Source organism: Campylobacter concisus, assembly GCF_050447505.1.
GTDB lineage: Bacteria > Campylobacterota > Campylobacteria > Campylobacterales > Campylobacteraceae > Campylobacter_A > Campylobacter_A concisus_BP.
Genome location: NZ_JALMFZ010000001.1, coordinates 1,382,067 through 1,402,910, shown reverse-complemented (window position 1 = coordinate 1,402,910; position 20,844 = coordinate 1,382,067). Strand labels below are relative to the sequence as shown.

General features: G+C 40.7%; 20 protein-coding genes. 18 read left to right on the top strand and 2 right to left on the bottom strand.

What is annotated here, in order from left to right; genetic code table 11:
• Positions 1-23 precede the first annotated feature (23 nt).
• On the bottom strand, positions 24-1,316 hold the full coding sequence (locus MTT09_RS07120) for an apolipoprotein N-acyltransferase (protein WP_429803352.1): 1,293 nt from the start codon (positions 1,314-1,316) through the stop codon (positions 24-26).
• Here MTT09_RS07120 and yajC point away from each other — a divergent pair.
• The 14 genes from yajC to MTT09_RS07050 all read left to right on the top strand — a co-directional run bounded on the left by yajC (position 1,292) and on the right by MTT09_RS07050 (position 16,967).
• Positions 1,292-1,564, top strand: coding sequence for a preprotein translocase subunit YajC (gene yajC / locus MTT09_RS07115; RefSeq protein WP_002941849.1), 273 nt, complete (start codon positions 1,292-1,294; stop codon positions 1,562-1,564). The two genes, MTT09_RS07120 and yajC, sit on opposite strands and share 25 nt — an antisense overlap.
• Positions 1,564-3,144, top strand: a complete 1,581-nt coding sequence (gene secD, locus MTT09_RS07110; RefSeq protein WP_103570025.1) for a protein translocase subunit SecD — start codon at positions 1,564-1,566, stop codon at positions 3,142-3,144. Before yajC ends, secD begins: the two co-directional genes overlap by 1 nt.
• Positions 3,145-3,146: 2 nt before the next feature.
• The gene (gene secF, locus MTT09_RS07105) at positions 3,147-4,118 is read left to right on the top strand and encodes a protein translocase subunit SecF (RefSeq protein WP_009294062.1); all 972 of its coding nucleotides are present in this window, start codon (positions 3,147-3,149) and stop codon (positions 4,116-4,118) included.
• 9 nt (positions 4,119-4,127) lie between these two features.
• Complete coding sequence (locus MTT09_RS07100) at positions 4,128-4,466, top strand: DUF6394 family protein (protein WP_002942000.1); 339 nt, start codon at positions 4,128-4,130, stop codon at positions 4,464-4,466.
• A gap of 8 nt (positions 4,467-4,474) precedes the next feature.
• Positions 4,475-6,940 carry a leucine--tRNA ligase gene (gene leuS, locus MTT09_RS07095; protein WP_429803349.1) on the top strand — a complete coding sequence of 822 codons (2,466 nt, stop codon included), beginning with the start codon at positions 4,475-4,477 and terminating at the stop codon, positions 6,938-6,940.
• Between the two features lie 3 nt (positions 6,941-6,943).
• The gene (gene lptE, locus MTT09_RS07090; protein ID WP_103597131.1) at positions 6,944-7,483 is read left to right on the top strand and encodes an LPS assembly lipoprotein LptE; all 540 of its coding nucleotides are present in this window, start codon (positions 6,944-6,946) and stop codon (positions 7,481-7,483) included.
• The gene (locus MTT09_RS07085; RefSeq protein ID WP_429803346.1) at positions 7,464-9,038 is read left to right on the top strand and encodes a GGDEF domain-containing protein; all 1,575 of its coding nucleotides are present in this window, start codon (positions 7,464-7,466) and stop codon (positions 9,036-9,038) included. Before lptE ends, MTT09_RS07085 begins: the two co-directional genes overlap by 20 nt.
• Positions 9,035-10,237 (top strand): Mur ligase family protein, encoded by a 1,203-nt coding sequence (locus tag MTT09_RS07080; protein ID WP_429803344.1) that lies wholly within the window; start codon positions 9,035-9,037, stop codon positions 10,235-10,237. Before MTT09_RS07085 ends, MTT09_RS07080 begins: the two co-directional genes overlap by 4 nt.
• Positions 10,218-13,163 carry a transcription-repair coupling factor gene (gene mfd / locus MTT09_RS07075; protein WP_429803342.1) on the top strand — a complete coding sequence of 982 codons (2,946 nt, stop codon included), beginning with the start codon at positions 10,218-10,220 and terminating at the stop codon, positions 13,161-13,163. The genes MTT09_RS07080 and mfd overlap by 20 nt, the downstream gene beginning before the upstream one ends.
• Positions 13,160-13,924 (top strand): ATP-binding protein, encoded by a 765-nt coding sequence (locus MTT09_RS07070; RefSeq protein WP_002942073.1) that lies wholly within the window; start codon positions 13,160-13,162, stop codon positions 13,922-13,924. The genes mfd and MTT09_RS07070 overlap by 4 nt, the downstream gene beginning before the upstream one ends.
• On the top strand, positions 13,921-14,589 hold the full coding sequence (locus tag MTT09_RS07065) for an endonuclease III domain-containing protein (RefSeq protein ID WP_429803339.1): 669 nt from the start codon (positions 13,921-13,923) through the stop codon (positions 14,587-14,589). Before MTT09_RS07070 ends, MTT09_RS07065 begins: the two co-directional genes overlap by 4 nt.
• Before the next feature lie 93 nt (positions 14,590-14,682).
• Positions 14,683-15,588, top strand: a complete 906-nt coding sequence (gene cysK, locus MTT09_RS07060; protein WP_429803337.1) for a cysteine synthase A — start codon at positions 14,683-14,685, stop codon at positions 15,586-15,588.
• 4 nt (positions 15,589-15,592) lie between these two features.
• A complete protein-coding gene (gene epsC, locus MTT09_RS07055; protein ID WP_002941946.1) occupies positions 15,593-16,144 on the top strand; it encodes a serine O-acetyltransferase EpsC in 552 nt (183 codons plus the stop codon).
• A gap of 31 nt (positions 16,145-16,175) precedes the next feature.
• Positions 16,176-16,967, top strand: coding sequence for a hypothetical protein (locus tag MTT09_RS07050; protein ID WP_429803334.1), 792 nt, complete (start codon positions 16,176-16,178; stop codon positions 16,965-16,967).
• A gap of 24 nt (positions 16,968-16,991) precedes the next feature.
• On the opposite strand, the gene MTT09_RS07045 is transcribed toward MTT09_RS07050, so the two are convergent.
• On the bottom strand, positions 16,992-17,294 hold the full coding sequence (locus MTT09_RS07045; RefSeq protein WP_009294052.1) for a c-type cytochrome: 303 nt from the start codon (positions 17,292-17,294) through the stop codon (positions 16,992-16,994).
• Positions 17,295-17,386: 92 nt separating this feature from the next.
• Between MTT09_RS07045 and gmhB the strand changes: the two genes are divergently transcribed.
• From gmhB to gmhA, 4 genes are read left to right on the top strand one after another with little or no spacing between them, the layout of a single operon-like run.
• Positions 17,387-17,902 (top strand): D-glycero-beta-D-manno-heptose 1,7-bisphosphate 7-phosphatase, encoded by a 516-nt coding sequence (gmhB, locus tag MTT09_RS07040; protein ID WP_429803332.1) that lies wholly within the window; start codon positions 17,387-17,389, stop codon positions 17,900-17,902.
• Positions 17,899-18,888 (top strand): ADP-glyceromanno-heptose 6-epimerase, encoded by a 990-nt coding sequence (gene rfaD / locus MTT09_RS07035; protein WP_429803330.1) that lies wholly within the window; start codon positions 17,899-17,901, stop codon positions 18,886-18,888. Before gmhB ends, rfaD begins: the two co-directional genes overlap by 4 nt.
• Complete coding sequence (gene rfaE1 / locus MTT09_RS07030; RefSeq protein WP_429803328.1) at positions 18,881-20,299, top strand: D-glycero-beta-D-manno-heptose-7-phosphate kinase; 1,419 nt, start codon at positions 18,881-18,883, stop codon at positions 20,297-20,299. Before rfaD ends, rfaE1 begins: the two co-directional genes overlap by 8 nt.
• A complete protein-coding gene (gene gmhA, locus MTT09_RS07025) occupies positions 20,274-20,843 on the top strand; it encodes a D-sedoheptulose 7-phosphate isomerase (RefSeq protein ID WP_429803326.1) in 570 nt (189 codons plus the stop codon). Before rfaE1 ends, gmhA begins: the two co-directional genes overlap by 26 nt.
• Position 20,844 lies beyond the last annotated feature (1 nt).

Here is a 20,844-nt window from a genome sequence, read left to right as displayed (position 1 = left end):
TAAAAAGCCACTTTAAATTTCTTTTATAACTCATCCCAAAATGCTTTTTTAGGCTTTATAATCTCGCTTTTTGAGGCATTTACGCTGTGATAGACCGCTTTATTATATTTTGTGGCAAGGTGTTTTATTAATAGTCTTTGAAGCACAGGTTCGCTACTTGGCACAAACCAGCCGTTGTTTGTGATGGCCACGACCACGTCAAATTCGCCCCTATAAAGCTCCTCTCTTGTTGCCTCGTAGCAGATAGCGTTTCTGATTTTAACTTCATCTATCTCATAGTCGCTAAAATTTTCAGCCTTTTTAAAGTCGCTAGCCCCACCAAAAAATAGCTTATTTACCGCATCTTGCATAAATTTTGGCAAAGGAATTTCTTCTCCAAATGGCACTAAAAATTTCTTATCCATTCGCCTAAGAGTGCCGTCTTGAAACAAAAATGCAGAGTTATAAATTTGTTTATTTTCATAGGCAAGTGCGCCAGCTACGATGGTTATCTTTTTTGAAAGCTCTTTTAGCTCATCAACAAGCAGTGGCTCATTTGTCATAAATAGTGGAAACGCACTCTCTGGAAGTACGATGAGGCGTTTTTGCTCGGCTATGGCGCTGCTTATCAAGTCTAAATTTTCATTTGTAAATTTCATGCGCAAGCTTTTATCCCAGCGCACCCTTTGAGCGACATCGGTGTTTATTAGCTCCACGTCAAATGGCAGAGTCTTTGCCTCGCTACTTTTAAACTGCAAAGCGGCGATCAGGCAGATAAAAGCTAGGATAAATTTAAAAATTTTGCCTTTTAAACTCAAAAAAATAGCTGCTAAAAAAACAAATATAAGCCCTCTAGTATTTGGCTCAAAAGCGCCTAAAACAAGCGTTGCTTCAAGGTTAAACCAGTTAAAGCCAAATGGATGCACATAACTTATTAAAAATAGTAAAACGGCTCTTAGTGCCACAAAGCTTGGGAAAGAGGCTATCCAAAATAAAAGCCCATAAACAAGGGCAACAAAGAGGATGACAAATGGGATAAGCCAGACTAATTCGTAGTAGATGAAGCTAAAGCCAATCCAGTAAAACCACAAAATCCCAGTGAAAAATCCAGCCGCAAAAAAGCCAGCTCTGCTTAAATTTATGATGACGAAAATTCCAGCTAGCGTGAGAAAAGGTGAGATGAAATTTAAAATTTGATTTTCAGCCATAGCTAAAAAAATGAAATTAGAAAGCAAAAAAGCACCGACAAAGGCTTTTATTATAATTTTAGTGCTAAAATGTCCGTTTAAAAATCTTACAAATAAGGAAATCCATGCAAAACGCTGATTTTTTAACATCATTACTACCTCTTGTTGTGCTTTTCGCCATATTTTACTTTTTGGTTATCAGACCTCAACAAAAACAACAAAAAGCCCACGCAGCAATGCTTGCAGCTCTTGACAAAGGCGATAAGATAGTAACTAATGGCGGACTTATATGCGAAGTGATTAAAGCCGAAAATGATTTTATCAAAGTTAAACTTAACGATGATGTAATCGTTCGTATAGCACGCGAGTTTGTAGCTAAAAAGATCGAAGATAAGTAATGCGTAACGCAAGAGTTACATATAGGCTGATTATATTAATATTAGCCTTGGTTTTTGGTTTTGGCTTTTCGGTGCCATCTTTTTTTCAGACTCAAAGCGGAGCTAAAATTTCGCTAGGACTTGACCTTCAAGGCGGTCTTCATATGCTTCTTGGTGTTGAAACTAACGAAGCCATCCACTCTAAGATCAAGTCAATCGCTGGAAGCATAAATTATTATGCCAAAAAAGAAGATGTGCTCATTGACAAATTTAAAATAAAAGAAGATAGTGTTGATTTTGCGCTACTTGATAGTGACGAGGCTCCAAAGGTTGATAAGGCTTTGGCTGAGATAAAAGGGCTTGATATCAAAAAAGATGGTCTAAACTATCACATCACTCTTACAGAGCAAGAGAGGCTTGATACGATCGAGTACGCTATCTCACAAGCTGTTGAGACCATTAGAAACAGACTTGATCAGTTTGGTCTAGCTGAGCCAACAGTCGCTAGACAGGGTAAAGATAATATCCTAGTCGAGCTTCCTGGCATAAAAACCGAAGAAGACGAGCAAAGAGCGAGAGATCTTATCGCAAAGGCTGCTCACTTGCAGCTTATGGCAGTTGATGATAAGAGGCAAGATCAGGCTAATACTATGAGCGAGGCCGAGGCTGAAAGCTATGGTGACGTGATCTTTAAAGATGCTAAAAATGACCGTGTAAAATATGTCGTTAAAAATATCCCTGTGCTTGATGGCTCGATGCTAACTGACGCAAAGGTTGCATTTTCTCAGCAAAACAACCTACCGATCATAAATTTCACACTAAATTCAGAAGGCGCTAGAATTTTTGGTGATTTTACTGGTGCAAATGTCGGTAAAAGGCTTGCTATCGTGCTTGATGGCAAGGTCTATTCAGCTCCAGTTATAAATGAAAGAATAGGTGGCGGCAGCGGCCAGATCAGCGGTGGCTTTACACTTGACGAGGCTCACGACGTAGCGATCGCGCTTAGAAGTGGCGCACTTTTGGCACCTGTTAAGATGCTAGAAAAAAGAAGCGTTGGCCCATCTTTAGGTCAAGAGAGCATCAATCAAAGCATGGTAGCGCTTGCTGCCGGATCTATTTTAGTCGTGCTATTTATGCTAGTTTATTATGGAATTTCTGGCGTTTTTGCAAATATCGCGCTAGTTGCAGACGTCGTTATATTAGTCGCTGTCATGGCGCTTTTTGGAGCGACGCTTACCTTACCTGGTATGGCTGGTATTGTGCTAACTATCGGTATGGCGGTTGATGCAAACGTCATCATAAATGAGCGTATACGTGAGCTTTTGCGTGAAGGCGTGGCGATAAGGACAGCCGTTCAAAAGGGCTATGAGCACGCTATGAGTGCGATCATCGACTCAAACTTAACTACTATCATCACAGTTGCTGTGCTTTATGCTTATGGTACTGGCCCAGTTAAAGGCTTTGCTGTGACAATGGCGATAGGTATCATGGCTTCGATGCTAACGGCCATTTTAGGCACACATGGCATGTTTGATGCAGTCATGGACAAGATAGAAAAAAGCGGAAATACCAGACTTTGGTTTGGTTATAAAAGGAGCTAGGGATGCAAATTTTCACTAAGGCAAAAGTTTATGATTTTATGCGGTTTAGATTTGTGTCACTCGCACTTTCTATATTTTTATTTGTTGGTTCGATCTTTTTACTTGCAACAAAGGGCCTAAACTACGGCATCGACTTCTCTGGCGGTACGCTTATCCAGTTAAAATACGACACCAAAGCGCCACTTGATAAAATTCGCGACGCTTTTGGCACAAATGAAGTGCTTAAAAACGCCTCTGTTACTGAGTTTGGAAGCGAAGATGAGGCTGTTATTAGATTTTCAGGATCAAGTTCAAATTTAACTGGTGACATCGGCACTGAGATAAAGCAAATTTTAAAAGATACTGGAAATTTTGAAGTAAGACGTGTTGATATCGTTGGTCCAAAGGTTGGTGACGAGCTTAGGCAAAAGGGCTTGATGGCTCTTGGAATTTCACTAATTGGCGTGCTTCTTTATATCACATTTAGATTTGAGTGGAGATTTGCGCTTGCTGCGATCGCAACTGAAATTCACGATATTGTTATAACTGTTGGTGCTATTTCACTATTTGATATCGATGTAAATTTAGACACTCTAGCGGCTGTATTAACGGTGCTTGGCTACTCGCTAAACGATACGATCATCATTTTTGACAGGATAAGAGAAGGCATAAAAGAGAGCAAGAGAACTGATATCGAGGGCGTTATCAACGAGTCAGTTTCAGCCACACTTTCAAGAACTATCCTAACTTCAGCCACTACGATGATGACTGTTGTTGTGTTATTTTTATTTGGTGGAGATATGATACATGGATTTTCATTTATCCTTATCGTTGGTATCGTTATAGGAACGATTAGCTCGATCTACATCTCATCACCATTTCTTATCTGGTTTAAATTTAGCATCGAGCATTTTAGAGCTAGAGAGGCTGAGAAGCAAAGGATCAAAAAAGAGCGTGATAAAGAGCGTGCTATGTTTGAAAAAGGCGTTGTGTAAGGAGGGATAATGAACTGGGGAAAAGTTATCTACATATTTTTTGCGCTGATGAGTCTTACGACTACGGCGGAGTTTTTATATGATAAAAATGAGATTGCCCTTTTTGTGGCAGCTAGTATAAATTTGGTTTCTACGCTACTTAAGATCGGTGTTAAAAATTTACTATCAGCTGAGCTTTTTGCTAGCTCACTGGTTGCTGATTTGCACCTTATACCAGCTTTTGTTATTTTGCAAGTCTCTGAAAATGCAACGCTTAGCTATTCACTAGCTATTGGAGCGGTCATTGCAAATATATTTTCACTAGCCTTGGTACTAATAGAATCAAGCAAATCACAAGAAGAATTTTAGGAGAAAAAATGGCTGAGAAGAGAAAATATGAGCCTTTAAAGATAGAAAAAAAGTGGCAAGAAATTTGGGATAAAAATGAAGAATTTGAACCAAAAGATGATCTTAGCTTGCCAAAAAAATATATCCTAAGTATGTTTCCATATCCAAGCGGACGCATACATATGGGGCATGTGAGAAACTACTCTATCGGCGATGCGCTGGCTAGATCATATAGAAAAAGCGGCTACAACGTGCTTCATCCTATCGGCTTTGATAGCTTTGGTATGCCAGCTGAAAACGCAGCCATAAAACATAAAATCCACCCTAAAATTTGGACTTACGAAAACATCGACTATATGAAAAAAGAGCTTGCAAGCCTTGGCTTTTCGTTTTCTAAAAAGAGAATTTTAGCTACATCTGATCCGCTTTATACAAAGTGGGAGCAAAGCTTTTTTATAAAGATGTTTGAAAAAGGACTTGTTTATAGAAAAAATGCCATCGTAAACTGGTGTGAATACGATCAAACTGTGCTTGCAAACGAGCAGGTTGAAGACGGTAAATGCTGGAGATGCGGTAATGATGTTGTGCAAAAAGAGCTTCCAGGATACTACTTCAACATCACAAAATACGCTAGCGAGCTACTTGAAGATCTAAAACTTCTTGAGGGCAAATGGCCAAATCAAGTCATCACAATGCAAGAAAACTGGATCGGCAGAAGCTACGGCTTGGAGTTTAAATTTAGCCTTGATGAGGCTTCAAAAGAGACTTTGGGCGGTAAATTTGACGGCTTTGAGGTATTTACGACAAGACCTGATACGATTTATGGCGTTAGTTACACAGCCCTTGCACCAGAGCATCCTATCGTAAAAGCGCTTCTTGAAAGTGATAAATTTGATGAAAGCAAGAAGGCAAAGATAAAAGCAATACTTAATCAAAGCCCAAGAGAGCGTCAGGCAAGCGATAAAGACGGAGAATTTTTAGGAATTTACGTCGTTCATCCACTTACAAATGAAAAGATCCCAGTTTGGGTTGCAAATTTCATCCTAGCTGACTACGGCAGTGGCGCTATCATGGCTGTCCCTGCGCATGATCAAAGAGACTTCGAGTTTGCAAGTAAATTTAATCTACCTATAAAACCAGTTGTAAAGCCGCTTGAGGGTGAGAGTGACGACTCTAAAGCGTACTCAGAATACGGAGTTGCTATAAATTCTGAGCTTATAAATGGCCTTAGCTCAGAGGATGCCAAAAGCTTTATAATAGAGAAATTTGAAAAAGATGGTCTTGGTAAAAGGATTACAAACTACAAACTAAGAGACTGGGGAATCTCTCGCCAAAGATACTGGGGTGCACCGATACCAGTCGTGCACTGCAAATGCTGCGGCGTAGTGCCAGAAAAAGAGGAAAATTTGCCTATAGCACTGCCTGAAGATGTTAAGATCACAGGCGAGGGCAACCCACTTGATAAACATCCAACTTGGAAATTTACAAAGTGTCCAAAATGCGGCAAAGACGCGATCAGAGAGACTGATACGATGGATACATTTGTGGAGAGTAGCTGGTATTTTGCTAGATTTGCAAGCGATGAGAAGAGTTGGGAGCAAAAAGCACTTGATGAAAAGAGTGTGAATTATTGGATGAATGTAGATCAGTACATCGGCGGTATCGAGCATGCGATCTTGCACCTTTTATACGCTAGATTTTTCCAAAAGGTCTTAAGAGATCTTGGTTATCTAAGAGATGATGAGCCGTTTGAAAATTTACTAACTCAAGGCATGGTCTTAAAAGATGGCAAAAAGATGAGCAAAAGCAAGGGCAACGTCGTAGATCCTGATGATATCATCAATAAATATGGCGCTGATACGGCAAGGCTTTTTATCCTTTTTGCTGCTCCTCCTCAAAAAGAGCTTGAGTGGAACGACAGCGCAGTTGAGGGTGCATTTAGGTTTTTAAATAGGCTTTGGGAGAAGGCGCAAACTATCAAAAAGATAGATAAGCTGCCTGAGATAGATCATGAAAGTCTAAATAAAGATGAGAAATTTGCAAGGCTTAAAATTTATGAAGCGCTTAAAAAATCAACAGAGGTTTTTGGCGATACATTTGCTTTTAACACTTTAATCGCTGCTTGTATGGAGGCGCTAAACGCTATAAATGCGCAGGATAATGACGATGTAAATGCTGAGGGCTTTTTCATCATCTTAAATTTACTAGAGCCTATCGTGCCACATATCGCAAATGAGCTTAGCGAAGAGCTTTTTGGCAGAAAAAATTTCACAAAGATAGCTGTAAAAGAAGAGGTCTTTGTAAAAGATAGTATCGCTCTTGCAGTTACAGTTAATGGCAAAAAAAGGGCTGAGTTTGAAGTAGCAGCAAGCGAGAATGAGAGTGAAATTTTAAAACAAGCTAAGCAAAACGTGGCTAAATGGCTTGAAGGAAAAGAAATTTTAAAAGAGATTTATATAAAAGGCAAATTAGTAAATTTTGTCATTAAAGGATAAATTTTGAGATATTTTTTAGCGTTTTTTATTGCTATATTTATCTGCGGATGTGGCTATAAACCAGTTTCAAAGATCTCGCAGGATTTGGTTGGAGATAGAGTTTATGTTGATGTTATCATCAGCAAAGAAGAGCCAAAAAATAGTGTCTGGATAAAAGACGCCGTAAAAGAGGGTATGGTCGCAAGGCTGCATAAATCACTATCAAGCAAAGATAGCGCTGATACTTCGATAATAGTTTCGGTAAAAAGTTTAAATTACGAGGCAATCATCTATGATGAATATGGCTATATCACATCTTACAAAGCTCTTTTAACTCTAAACTATAAAACCAAATTTAAAGATGGTCGTGTCGTAGATATACCTGCTACTGGCGAGTATGATTTTAGTGTGGCAAGACGTCAAAAGAGCGTAAGATACGCAGATAGTGTTATTAGTGATACTCAAAAGTATGAAGCTATAAAAGAGGCTTCAAAAGAGGCGTTTGATGAGTACATCGCAAATTTAGCTGTAAAAGGATATAAGAATGGCAGCAGTAACCGTTAGTCAAATAGTCAAGGAAGCCTTGAGTGAGATAAAAGATCGCCATTTGATGCTAACGCCAGAAAATTACACCGAAGTTTATAATGAAATTTCTAAAAAATATGGCTTTACTACCGAAGAGAGCAAAAAGATAGAAAAATATATCTCAAGGCTTGGTGATGACTACAAGGCGCAAGCTATAAGCCTTCATATAAAAACGGTTGATGAGTTTGTAGCTTTTATGACCGCTAGGCTCTCTCATGGTGCTAAAAATGGCACAGCACAAGTGGTTGATGATAAAAAGTTAAAGTCACTAAATGCCTTTGCAAGAAGAATCCTCCAAGCCATCTCTATGCTTCACAACAAAGATGCAAAAGCCCTAGCAGAGCAGGGCATGCAGCTACTTGCTAGAAGATATGATGAGAAAAATCTTGAAGAGATGTGCCTTAAATGGTTTGACTTTGTAAGCTCTTACGATACTGAATTTTTGGACTTTTTGAAATATTATGGCGTGAGAGACTTTGACGATCTAAGGACTATGAGCGCTGAGCTTGAGAAGTTTCTTTCTCAAAAAAATGAGGGCGGCGAAGAAAACGCTTTAGTTGAGCTTTTAAATTTTGCGCTTGAGCCTTCTATCACAAAAGAGCTTGGCGAAGAGCTTAGCACCATTAGAAGCGTTTTAAAACAAAATCCACAAAGCCTAAATAGCAAAGAATTTCAAGATAAGATAAAGGGTTTTGTCGATCGTAGGATCGAAGAAGATAGAACCGAGATCATCGAAAAGGTTGGCTCATTAAACAACATCTTACAAAGCATAGGCGAGAGGATCTCAGACATCGCTGCTAGTTCTCAAAGTAGCTCTGCTAAGGTGAAAAGCATCAAAAACGACCTTAAAAGTGTAAATTTAAATGCAAATAGCATTGATCATGTAAAGAGCATGCTTATCGAGATCGCGGGTGCGCTTGAGATCGAGAGTAAGGAGCTTGGCCTTGAGATGAACAGCAAACAAGCGACCATTTCTGAGCTTCAAAACAGGGTCACAAGTCTAGAAAAAGAGCTTGAAGCTGCTAAGCTTGAGAGTAAAGAGGACTTTTTAACAAAAGTGGCTACAAAAAGAGCTTTGATGAGTGAAATTCAGCGTATCGAAGAGGCTTATAAACGTTATGGCACGGACTATTCGATCTGCTTTGTTGATATTGATTTCTTTAAAAAGATAAATGACACTTATGGACACGAAGCTGGCGACGTGATCCTTTCTGCCGTGGCTCAGGTGCTTAAGAAAAATGCTAGAAAGGTTGATTTTGTCGGTAGATATGGCGGCGAGGAATTTGTCATTTTGCTACCAAGTACGAGCCTAAAAGATGGAGTTAGATTTGGCGAGAAGCTAAGAAGTATGATAGAAAATTTTAAATTTATCTATAAAAATGAGCGCATTAAAGTTACCATTAGCTCTGGTGTGGCGACAAGAAGTGCAAATTTAAGCGACACGATGACACTTGAGGGTGCTGATAAGATGCTCTATCTTTCAAAAGAGGGCGGCAGAAACCAAGTCATGCCAAAGATAATCGAGGAAAAATGAGCCTAGCAAAATTTCTTGACGGCAAGCCACTTTATTACAAAGAGATCGACTATGGTAGGATCATAAGGGCTTATGATACGATCAAAGGTCATTTAAAACCTTTTAAGATAATCCACATCATCGGCACAAACGGCAAAGGTAGCACGGGCCGCTTTTTAGCACAAATTTTAAGCCAAAATGGTGCAAAAGTAGGGCACTACACGAGCCCACATATATTTAAATTTAATGAGCGATTTTGGCTAAATGGCGAGGTTGCTAGCGATGAAATTTTAGAGGTAGCTCACGAGCGCTTGCAAGCTCTTTTGAGTGACGAATACAAGATAAAAACGAGCTATTTTGAGTATATGACGCTGCTTTCTGCGGTGCTTTTTGAGGGTTGCGACTACTTTGTCTGCGAGGCTGGCATGGGCGGCGTGCTGGATGCGACAAATGTCTTTGAAAAAGAGCTAAGCATCTTTACTCCGATCGGCTTTGACCACACGGCTATACTGGGAAATAGCTTAGAAGAAATTTCACGCACCAAATTTGAAGCTATGGGCAAAAGAGCTATTTTAAATGATGAGATGAACGAGATAAGTGTAGCTATCGCAAAAGAGATCGCAAGCGAAAAAGGCGCAACTCTGAGCTTTCCAAGAGAAATTTTAACTAAAGAAAATTTAGACGAGATCGCAAACTACGCAGATAGACACAATCTACCAGAGTTTTTGTGCTCAAATTTAACTCTAGCCTACGCCGCGGCTAAAATTTTAGATAGCGGCATAGATATCAAAAAGCTTGGTGCCTTATCGCTTCGTGGCAGATGTGAAAAGATCGCTTCAAATTTATACGTTGATGTCGGTCACAACGAGCTTGGCGCAAAGGCTGTGGCTAAGAAATTTAGCCAAGAAGAGTTTGGCGGCAAAAAGCTAACGCTAGTTTATAACTCGTTTTTAGATAAAGATTTCAAGGCAGTTTTAGCAGCTCTAAAGCCAGTTGTCGAGGACGTGCTGCTTTATCACTACCACTGCGAGGGTAGGGAGCTTGGCGGAGAGCTCATAAACAAAGCGCTAAATGAGCTTGAAATTTCACATAGAGAGTTTGAGCCAAGCGATATGAACGATATAAAAGAGGCAAAAAACGGCAAAATTTACCTAGCATTTGGCTCGTTTCACCTGGCTGAAGCCTTTTTAAAAGAGTACTATGCAAGCAAAGGTCTATGAGTATCTTTTAACACACGCCCCACAAATTCTCATCTGCGAAGATGACAAAGAGGCGGCACTCTGCGCTGATGCGGCTAGTTTTGCTGGCTTTAGCGCATTTAAACTACCTGATTTTAGAGCTAAAAAGGGCGATGATCTAAGAAGCTTTAACGAAGAGCTCTTTGAAATTTCATCCGTTCTTAGCAAATACTATAAATTTGATGGCAAAAAGATCATCATAAGCCCATTTAGCACGCTTTTAAACCCACTTCCAACGCAAAAAAACCTAGAAAGCTCAACGATCAAGCTAAAAGATAATCTAAATTTAAGCGAATTTGCCGACTTGCTCATACGATTTGGCTACGAGTGCGTCGATATCGTTGAGAGCGTTGGCGAGTTTAGCATACGCGGCGAAGTGATCGACATTTACGGCGTAAATATGGACGATCCTGTTAGAATTTTACTCTTTGGCGATGAGGTGGAGAGCATCAGAAACTACAACACCGCCACGCAAATTAGCAACAAAAATGAGCTAAGCGAAGCCGAGATCGTGCCATTTATCGCAAATTTGAGCAAAGATGAGTTTGAAAAAGTTAGCCAAAAGATCGAGGATATGCAAAGTGACGCCCTGGTGAGCGATCTAAATTCGCTTGGATTTTGGGCGATAGATAGCTTTAGCGACTACTTAAAAGAATTTGACTCAAAGCTTGTTAAAAAGATCGATTTTGAAATTTATGATGTGCCCAAGGAGAAATTTAAGGGCATTGAAATTTTGCCTGAGCCAAAGGTCTATAAAGACCTAGAAGTCACTTTAAATTTTGACTTTTTTGAGCTAAATAAGAGCAAAAGCATAACCGTTCTTTCAAGAAACGAGGGGCTTTTTAAGGGCTATGAGCTTGATGGCTTTGCCAACGTAAAGCTTGAAATTTCGCCCCTTGTGGTAAATTTAACCTCAAGCGACAAGATCGTAGTATCACTAAATAAATTTGAGAAAAAAAGGCGAGTTAAGCGCTCAAGTCTCGTGGTAGATGAGCTAAAAGTAAATGACTATGTCGTGCATGAAGATTATGGTATAGGCAGATTTTTGGGGCTTGAAAAGATCAAGGTTTTGGGTGCGACGAAGGAATTTGTGGTTATCGCCTATCAAAATGACGACAAGCTTCTTTTGCCGGTTGAGCATCTAAATTTGATAGATCGCTATATCGCGCAAAATGGCTCTATGGCGGTGCTTGATCGCTTAGGCAAGGCAAATTTTGCCAAGATAAAAGAGAAGGTTAGAGAAAAACTCTTTGCGATCGCCTCAAAGATCGTGGCGATGGCGGCAAAAAGGGAGCTAATCGCTGGTAAAATTTTACAAAAAGAGGATATCTCTTATCTAAATTTCGTCCAAGACGCTGGCTTTTCATACACGAGCGATCAGCAAAAGGCGGTAAATGATATAAAAGATGAGCTAAAAAGCGGCAAGGTGATGGATAGGCTGCTTAGCGGAGATGTTGGCTTTGGCAAGACTGAAGTTGCGATGAATGCCATATTTACCTGCATAAAATCAGGTTTTAGCGCACTTTTCTTCGTGCCAACGACGCTTCTTAGCTCGCAGCACTACAAGACGCTAAGCCAGAGATTTAGCAAATTTGGCATAAAGGTCTTTAGGCTGGATCGCTTCTCAAGCGCCAAAGAAAAATCAAGCCTGCAAAAAGCGCTAAAAGAAAATGAGCCCATAGTTTGCGTGGGCACGCATGCGCTTCTTGGCGTAAAGGCTGAAAATTTAGGGCTTATCGTCGTTGATGAAGAGCATAAATTTGGCGTTAAACAAAAAGAGCAGCTAAAAGAAATTTCTCAGCACTCGCACATCTTAAGTATGAGCGCCACGCCGATACCAAGAAGCCTAAATATGGCGCTTAGCAAGATAAAAACATATAGCATTTTAGCTACTCCGCCAAGCTCGAGGCTAGATGTGAGAACAAGCGTGAGAGAGTGGGACGAAAAGGTCGTCAAAGAGGCGATCATGCGTGAGCTAAGACGCGGTGGGCAGACCTTTTACATCCACAACCACATCGCAGACATCGAGCAGACGGCAAATGAGCTAAGAAAAATTTTGCCAAAGCTTAGAATTTTGATACTTCACTCAAAGATAAATGCAAAAGTCGCTGAAGATGAGATGATGAAATTTGAGCGGGGCGAATACGACTTGCTGCTTTGCACCAGCATCGTTGAAAGTGGCATCCACTTGCCAAATGCAAACACCATAATCGTAGAAAATGCCAATAAATTTGGCATGGCTGACCTGCATCAGCTGCGCGGACGCGTGGGCAGAAGCGACAAGCAGGCTTATTGCTACTTTTTGGTTGAGGATAAAGATGCCATTAGCAAAGACGCTCTAAAACGCCTCGTGGCACTTGAGGGCAACTCATTTTTGGGCGCTGGCTCAGTGCTAGCTTATCACGATCTTGAGATACGGGGCGGTGGCAACATCATCGGCGAGGCGCAAAGCGGCCACATCGAGGCTATCGGCTACTCGCTATATCTAAAAATGCTAGAAGATGAGATCAACAAGCTTCTTAATCAAGACTCTGCAAAGCTTGACAAGATCGATCTAAAGCTTAGTGTGAGCGCCTTTTTAAATCAAGAATTTATAAGAGAAGATAGGCTAAGGCTTGAAATTTACAGGCGCCTTAGCAAGTGTAAAGAGGTAGCCGAGGTCTATGAGATACAAAGCGAGCTTGAGGATAGATTTGGCAAGATAGATACATTTACAAAGCAGTTTTTAGACCTTATCATCATCAAAATTTTAGCTCTAAAAGCCGGCATAAAGACGATCTCAAACAGCGAACAAAATATACTAATAACAAAAAATGATGACGAGAAGATCAGGCTAAAGTCACGTAGCAAGGACGACGACGATGTTTTGGCTGAAATTTTGGTCTATCTAAGAAAGGATAAGAGATGATAGATTGGGGAGTAAAGTACGCAGCGATTTATAAGAGCACAAAAGGGATGTTAAAGCCGGTTGAGGATATCGATTTTGTCGATATCGACTCACTTTATGGGCTGGAGAAACAAAAAGAAATTTTGCTAAAAAATACTAGAAATTTTATAGCTGGCGACGAGGCAAATCACGTGCTTCTTTGGGGCGAGAGAGGATGCGGCAAGTCAAGCCTTGTAAGGGCTGTTTTTACGAAATTTTATAAAGAGGGACTTCGCATCATTGAGATCGGCTGCGAAGATCTAAAATACCTTGGCGACATCATCGACGAGATCAGAAAAAGTGAGTTTAAATTTATCATTTTCTGCGACGATCTAAGCTTTGAAAATGGTAGCAATGAGTATAAATTTCTAAAGCCTATCATGGATGGCTCTATCCAAAAGCCGCCAAAAAACGTCCTTTTATATGCTACATCAAACCGCAGACATCTAATAAGCGAGTTTAAAAGTGAAAATGAAAACTCAGAGCTAATAGACGGAGAAATCCACTATAGCGACGCAGCTCAGGAGAAAATTTCTCTCTCAGACCGCTTTGGTCTTTGGATCAGCTTTTATCAAGGCAACTACGATGAGTATCTAAAAATGGTTGATTTTTACTTTAAAGACTATACTGGCGACAAAGATGAGCTTCACACGCTTGCTAAAAATTTCGCCACACTAAGAGCCAGCAGAAGCGGCAGGACGGCAAAGCAGTTTTATCTAACTTTTAAAGAAAATTTAAAATGAGATCAACTGATCTGTTTTTAGCCCTGCTAAATCACAAAAAGAGAAATTTAGACGAGCTAAAATGGCCAGGCGAGGACACTTTTGAGGTTATTTTGGGCGCTATTTTGGTGCAAAATACCAACTGGAAAAACGTAGAAAAAGCTCTAGTTAATCTAAAAAAAGCAGGCAAAGATAGCCTGCAAGGCATTTGCGAGCTTGAAAACAGCGAACTTGCCACGCTCATAAAGCCAAGTGGCTTTTATAACACAAAGGCAAAACGGCTAAAGACGCTTTGCCTAGCTATAAAAAACGAATTTGAGAGCTTTGATAATTTTAAAGAAAATGCAAGCCGCGAGTGGCTCATAAGCGTAAGAGGCGTTGGCGCAGAGACTTGCGACGCGATACTTGCTTATGCTTGCGGCAAGCCTTATATGGTAGTTGATGCTTATGCGCTTAGGATAATGGCGTATTTTGACTACACTTTTGAGAGCTACGACGAGGCGGCTGAGTGGTTTAGCTCGCTTGATTATGATGAAATTTATAAATTTCTTGATAGCGAAAAATTTGATGAGGTTGAAATTTTAAAGCTCTATCACGCGCTTATTTTGGAGTTTTGCAAAGAGAATTTCAAAGGCAAAATTTTAAGCCAAAACGGACAAGAGGTGCTTGATAGCATTAAAAATTAAAATTTTATTTTAAATTTAGCGCAAATTAGGACTTTTTATGTTTTATTTTAAATTCTATGCTAAATTTACCTCAAATTTATTTTAGGAGGAGTGATGATCTACGATAACATCGTAAAAACGATCGGTAATACACCTATCGTAAAGGTTAAAACAGGTGCCGATGAGGCTGAAATTTACGTAAAATTAGAGTTTTTTAACCCAGGCGGCTCTGTAAAAGATAGGATCGCATTTAATATGATCACAAAAATGCTAGCTGATGGCACGCTAAAACATGGCGACACTATCGTTGAGCCAACAAGCGGAAATACAGGTATCGGCGTAGCTATGTGTGGGGCTGCGCTTGGCTTTAAAGTGATCCTTTGCATGCCTGAGAGCATGAGTATCGAAAGACGCAAGATCGTTGCAGCTTATGGCGCTCATCTTGAGCTAACTCCTGCAGCTGGCGGTATGAAAGCAGCGATCGCAAGAGCTACTGAGCTAGCTTCTCAGCCAAATCACGTAATGCTAAGCCAGTTTGAAAACAAGTATAATCCACAAGCTCACGAGCTAACAACAGCTGCTGAGATCGTGGCTGATTTTAGCAAGCTTGATGCCTTTGTAGCAGGCGTTGGCACAGGCGGCACGATAAGCGGCGTGGCAAAGGTTCTAAAAGAAAAAGGCTATGACACTAAGATCATCGCAGTAGAGCCTGAAGCATCACCAGTTTTAAGTGGCGGCAACCCAGGACCACATAAAATTCAAGGCATCGGAGCTGGATTTTTACCAAATACAATGGATATGAGCCTAGTTAGCGAAGTAGAAAAAGTAAGCAACGATGACGCACTAAACGCAGCTAGAGCGGTCGCAAAGAGCGATGGCTTGATGATAGGCATAAGTGGTGGCGCTTCTTATGTGGCTGCAAAAAGAGTGGCTAAAAGACTTGGCGCTGGCAAAAAAGTGCTTTTCATAGCGCCAGATAACGGCGAGAGATACCTAAGTACAGAGCTTTACGGAGCATAAAAATATGTGGGAGAGTCTAAAAGAGCTAGTTCAAACCGTCCGTGAAAAAGACCCATCGGTGCATAGTTGTTGCTTTTTGGCGATACTTATAAACACTCCTGGCATCCATGCGGTTTTATTTCACAAAATTTCTCATTTTTTATATGAGAAAAAGTGGTTTTTTCTAGCTAGACTCATCTCGCAAATAGCAAGATTTCTAACAGGCATCGAGATCCACCCAGGAGCAAAGATTGGTAGGAGATTTTTCATAGATCACGGCATGGGCGTGGTTATCGGCGAGACGGCTGAGGTCGGTGATGATGTGATGATGTATCATCAAGTGACACTTGGCGGCACTGGCAAAGAGTGTGGCAAGCGCCATCCGACCGTTAAAAATGGCGTGACTATCGCCGCTGGCTCAAAGATACTTGGGGCTATAACGATCGGCGAAAATGCCAAGATCGGCGCAAACTCAGTCGTGCTAAAAAACGTCCCAGCAAATGCAACTGTTGTTGGCATACCAGCAAGAGTTGTCAGGGTAAATGGGACGAAATTTGAGCCAGAATTTATCATTTAAAATTTAAATTTACTCACACTACACCATAAAAATGCAAATTTTTGACACGGCAAATTTACTATCCATAATGTTGCCAGCGTTTTTTAGCTTTGTGCTGCCTATTATAATATTTGTCATTTTAGTAAATTTGATAACAAAATTTATCAGGCGAAAGCTGCGCCAAAAATCTTACGTAAAATTTAACCAAAGAAATATAGCTGATACGTTTAGTGCAAAAGAGATAGCAAAGAAATTTGACAAAAACGCAAAAGATGTAAATGAGGTCTTGCTAAATTTAGGCTTCATAAAAAAATGTGACAACGGCTACAACGTGACAGATGTTGGCAGATACTATGGTGGCATGCAAAATTTCTACATGGGCAAAGCAAGTGTTAGATGGGACGAGAGGCTACTTTGTAATGAAAATTTCATAGACGAGATTACAAAAGCTGGCAAAAAATCTAGCAAAAAAGAGCAAAAAGAAGACTTTAGAGAGAAATTTAAGGCTGAATACCGAACTAACGACGGTCACTACGTAAGAAGTAGGGCAGAGCTAGCTATAGCAAACTGGCTTTTTGCTGAGGGCATAGCCTACGCTTATGAAAAAAGAGTGCCGATAAAAGAAGATGTCTATTGTGATTTTTATATACCAAAAGGCAAGATCTATATAGAGTTTTGGGGCTTAGAAGATGATGAGGCGTATATAAAAAGAAAAGAGAAAAAGATAGAGCTTTATAAAAAATATGGTCTAAATTTAATAGAGATAGATAATGACAAGATCGGCAATTTAGACGATTATCTACCAAAAGAGCTTTTGAAATTTGGTGTGAGTTTAAATTTGTAAAAAAAGGGGCGAGCGCCCCTGTGATTATTTTAAAGTTTGGATGTATTCAGCTACTGCTTTTGCATCTTCATCGCTCATTGGAGTAGCGATAGGTTTCATCATAGCACCAAGACCAAATTTATTTGCTCCTGTTTTGTAGCCTTTTAGAGCTGCTTCGATAGCTGCTGCATCAAGTGATGTTAAAGCTGGAACTTTGTTATTGAAAACTTTTTCAGCTTTAGCGCCATGACAGGCAACGCATTTTTTATAGATAGTAGCGCCATCTGCAGCGAAAGCAGCAGTTGAAAGTAGTGCTGCAACACTTGAAACGATTAGTAATTTTTTCATTTGTCATCCTTTTTAAAAAACGTGCCGGCATTATAATACAAAAATGTAAATTTGCAAGGGGCGGGTTAAAATATTTTGGCTATAATCACCAAATGATAAAAGAAACAGCCAACAAAGCACTTTTTTTAGACCGAGACGGCGTCATAAATGAAGACGCTGGATACGTTTGCGAGATCAAAGATTTCAAATTTATTGATGGCATTTTTGATGCGTTAAGAGAATTTGCTAAGGCCGGCTACAAGCTCTTTGTCGTGACAAATCAATCAGGCATCGGCAGGGGCTACTACACGCAGGAGCAGTTTGACGCTCTAAATAAATTTATGCTTGAAAGCTTTAAAAAAGAGCAGATTTTTATCACCAAGGTCTATTTTTGCCCGCACGCTCCAGAGCAAAAATGCACCTGCAGAAAACCAAATCCAAAAATGATACTTGATGCTTGCAAAGAGTTTGACATAGACCTTGAGAACTCGCTAATGATAGGCGATAAGCCAAGCGACGTCGAGGCTGGCAAAAGGGCTGGTGTGGGCAAAAATTTCTTGCTTGATGGCATAAATTTTAAAGATGTAAGAGATGTTTTAAATAAGCTAAAAAAGGAAAGATCACTATGAATTTAAACGGAAAAAAGATAGTTATAACTGGTGGCGCTGGCTTTATCGGCTCGGCGCTGGCGCACCATTTTGATGAAAACTATAAAGATGCTCACGTGCTTGTCGTGGATAAATTTAGAAACGACGAGACATTTAGTAACGGCAACCTAAAAAGCTTTGGACATTTTAAAAATTTACTTGGCTTTAAAGGTGAAATTTACGCTGGCGACATCAACGACCCTAGCACGCTTGAAAAAATAAAGAGCTTTCGCCCAGATGTCATCTACCACGAAGCAGCGATCTCAGACACGACCGTAAAAGAGCAAGACGAGCTAATAAAAACAAATGTAAATGCCTTTGTAAATTTGCTTGACATCTGCGAGAGTTTGGGCGCAAAGATGATCTACGCTAGCTCAGGGGCGACTTATGGAAACGCAAAGAGCCCACAAACCGTTGGCGAGTGCGAAGCACCAAATAACGTTTACGGCTTTAGCAAACTAAGTATGGATAATATCAATAAAATTTACGCAAAGCGCGGTGTGAGCGTGGTTGGACTAAGATATTTTAACGTCTTTGGCAAGGGTGAGTTTTTCAAAAACAAAACCGCCTCGATGGTGCTTCAGTTTGGTCTGCAAATTTTAGCTGGCAAGACCCCAAGGCTCTTTGAGGGCAGCGACCAGATAAAACGCGACTTTGTCTATATAAAAGATATCATTGAGGCAAATATAAAAGCACTTGACGCGCCAAGTAGCGTCTATAACGCAGCTACTGGCAAGGCTAGAAGCTTTCAAGATATCGCTGACATCTTGCAGCGTGAGATCGGCGTAAATTTAGGCAACGAATACATAAAAAACCCATTTATTGGCTCATATCAGTTTCACACAGAAGCCGACGTAGCTCCAGCTCGCGAGGCATTTGGCTTTAGCGCTACTTGGAGCTTAGAAGAGGCGATAAAAGACTACTTGCCAGAGATAAAGAGAATTTATAAGGAAGAGATAAATGGCTAAGAGAGTTAAAATTTTAGTCGTCGGTGATCTCATGCTGGACCACTATATCTGGGGCAGCTGCGAGCGCATCTCGCCTGAAGCGCCGGTGCAGGTCGTAAAGATAAATAACGAAACCTACACGCTTGGTGGCGCTGGTAATGTGGTGAGAAATTTACTCTCTCTTGGCGCAAATGTGAGTGTGGCTAGCGTTTTAGGGGATGATGAGGCTGGCAAAAAGATAAAAGAGAAGCTTGCTGAGCTAAATGTAAAAGATGAGCTGATCCTTACTGAAAAAGGGCGTGAAAGCTCGATAAAAAGCCGTATCATGGCGTCTCACCAGCAAGTTGTCAGGATCGATAAAGAGAGCGTTGTCAAGATAAATTTAGAAGATGAACTTGTATCAAAAGTCAAAGAAAATCTTGCAAATTTTAAGGCCGTCTTGCTAAGCGACTACGGCAAAGGCGTGCTTAGCGAAAAGGTCTGCCAAGAGATCATAAACGAGTGCGTAAGGCTAAAAATACCAGTTCTCATAGACCCAAAAGGCAGCGACTACTCAAAATACAAAAACGCAACCCTTCTAACGCCAAATAAAAAAGAGGCGAGCGAGGCTACAAATTTAAAGATAAAAGACAAGGCCGAGCTTGAAAAGGCGATAAAACAGCTAAAAGACGAGCTAAATTTAACCTATTCGATCATCACGATCTCTGAAGAGGGCATCGCGCTATATGACGACAGGCTGCACATCTTTGCGGCAAAAGCAAAAGAGGTCTTTGACGTCACTGGCGCTGGAGATACGGTGCTTGCGACACTTGGCTACATGCTAGCAACTGGAGCTGATATAAAAGAGGCGATAAAGATAGCAAACCTCGCTGCAGCCGTCGTCGTGGCAAAGATAGGCAGCGCAACGGCTAGTTTTAGCGAGATCGAGCAGCTGCTAAATAGCTCGTTTGGGGCAAATTTCGAGCACAAGCTTAAAAGCGTTGAGGAGTTAGAAGAAATTTTGAGCCAAAAGGGTAAGAAAAAGGTCGTTTTCACAAATGGCTGCTTTGATATCTTGCACGCTGGACACGTAAAATACCTAGCCCGTGCAAGAGAGCTTGGCGATCTTTTGGTCGTTGGGCTAAACTCGGACGCTTCAGTTAAGAGGCTAAAAGGCGTTGAGCGTCCTATAAACTCACAAGATGATAGAGCCTGCGTGCTAAGCGGACTAGGATTTGTCGATTATGTCGTTATTTTTGATGAGGATACGCCTTTAAATTTGATAACAAAGATAAAGCCAGATGTGCTTGTAAAAGGGGCTGATTATAAAGGCAAAGAGGTCGTTGGCAGCGAGATTGTAAAAGAGGTCAGGCTGATTGACTTTGTCGAGGGTAAAAGCACAACAGGGATAATAAAAAGGATAAAAGATGCTAAAAACGATGATAAAAAATGAGCTTGAGGCTCACCAAAAGACCTTTAGTGAGCATGTAAATTTGCTGGGTAACTTGGAGCGTGCTTGCCAGATGGTAGCTGATACGCTAAAAAATGGCAAAAAGGTTCTGATATGTGGTAACGGCGGCTCTGCAGCGGACGCTCAGCACTTTGCAGCCGAGCTAACTGGCAGATATAAAAGCGAGCGCCAGCCACTACCTGGCATCGCGCTAACCACCGATACTTCGGCACTTACAGCCATTGGCAACGACTACGGCTTTGACTATGTTTTTTCACGCCAGTTTGAGGCTTTGGCTCAGCCAGGCGACTTGCTCGTGGCGATCTCAACAAGTGGCAACAGCAAAAATGTCCTTGAAGCTATAAAAAGTGCCAAGAAAATGGGCGTATCGGTGCTTGGACTTAGCGGCAAAGGAGGTGGTGCGATGAATGAAGGGTGTGATCTAAATTTAGTCGTTAGCTCAAGCGATACAGCAAGAATTCAAGAGTCGCACATCTTTTTTATACACACGATCTGCCAAGCTGTAGATGAGGCTTTTAGGGGCTAAA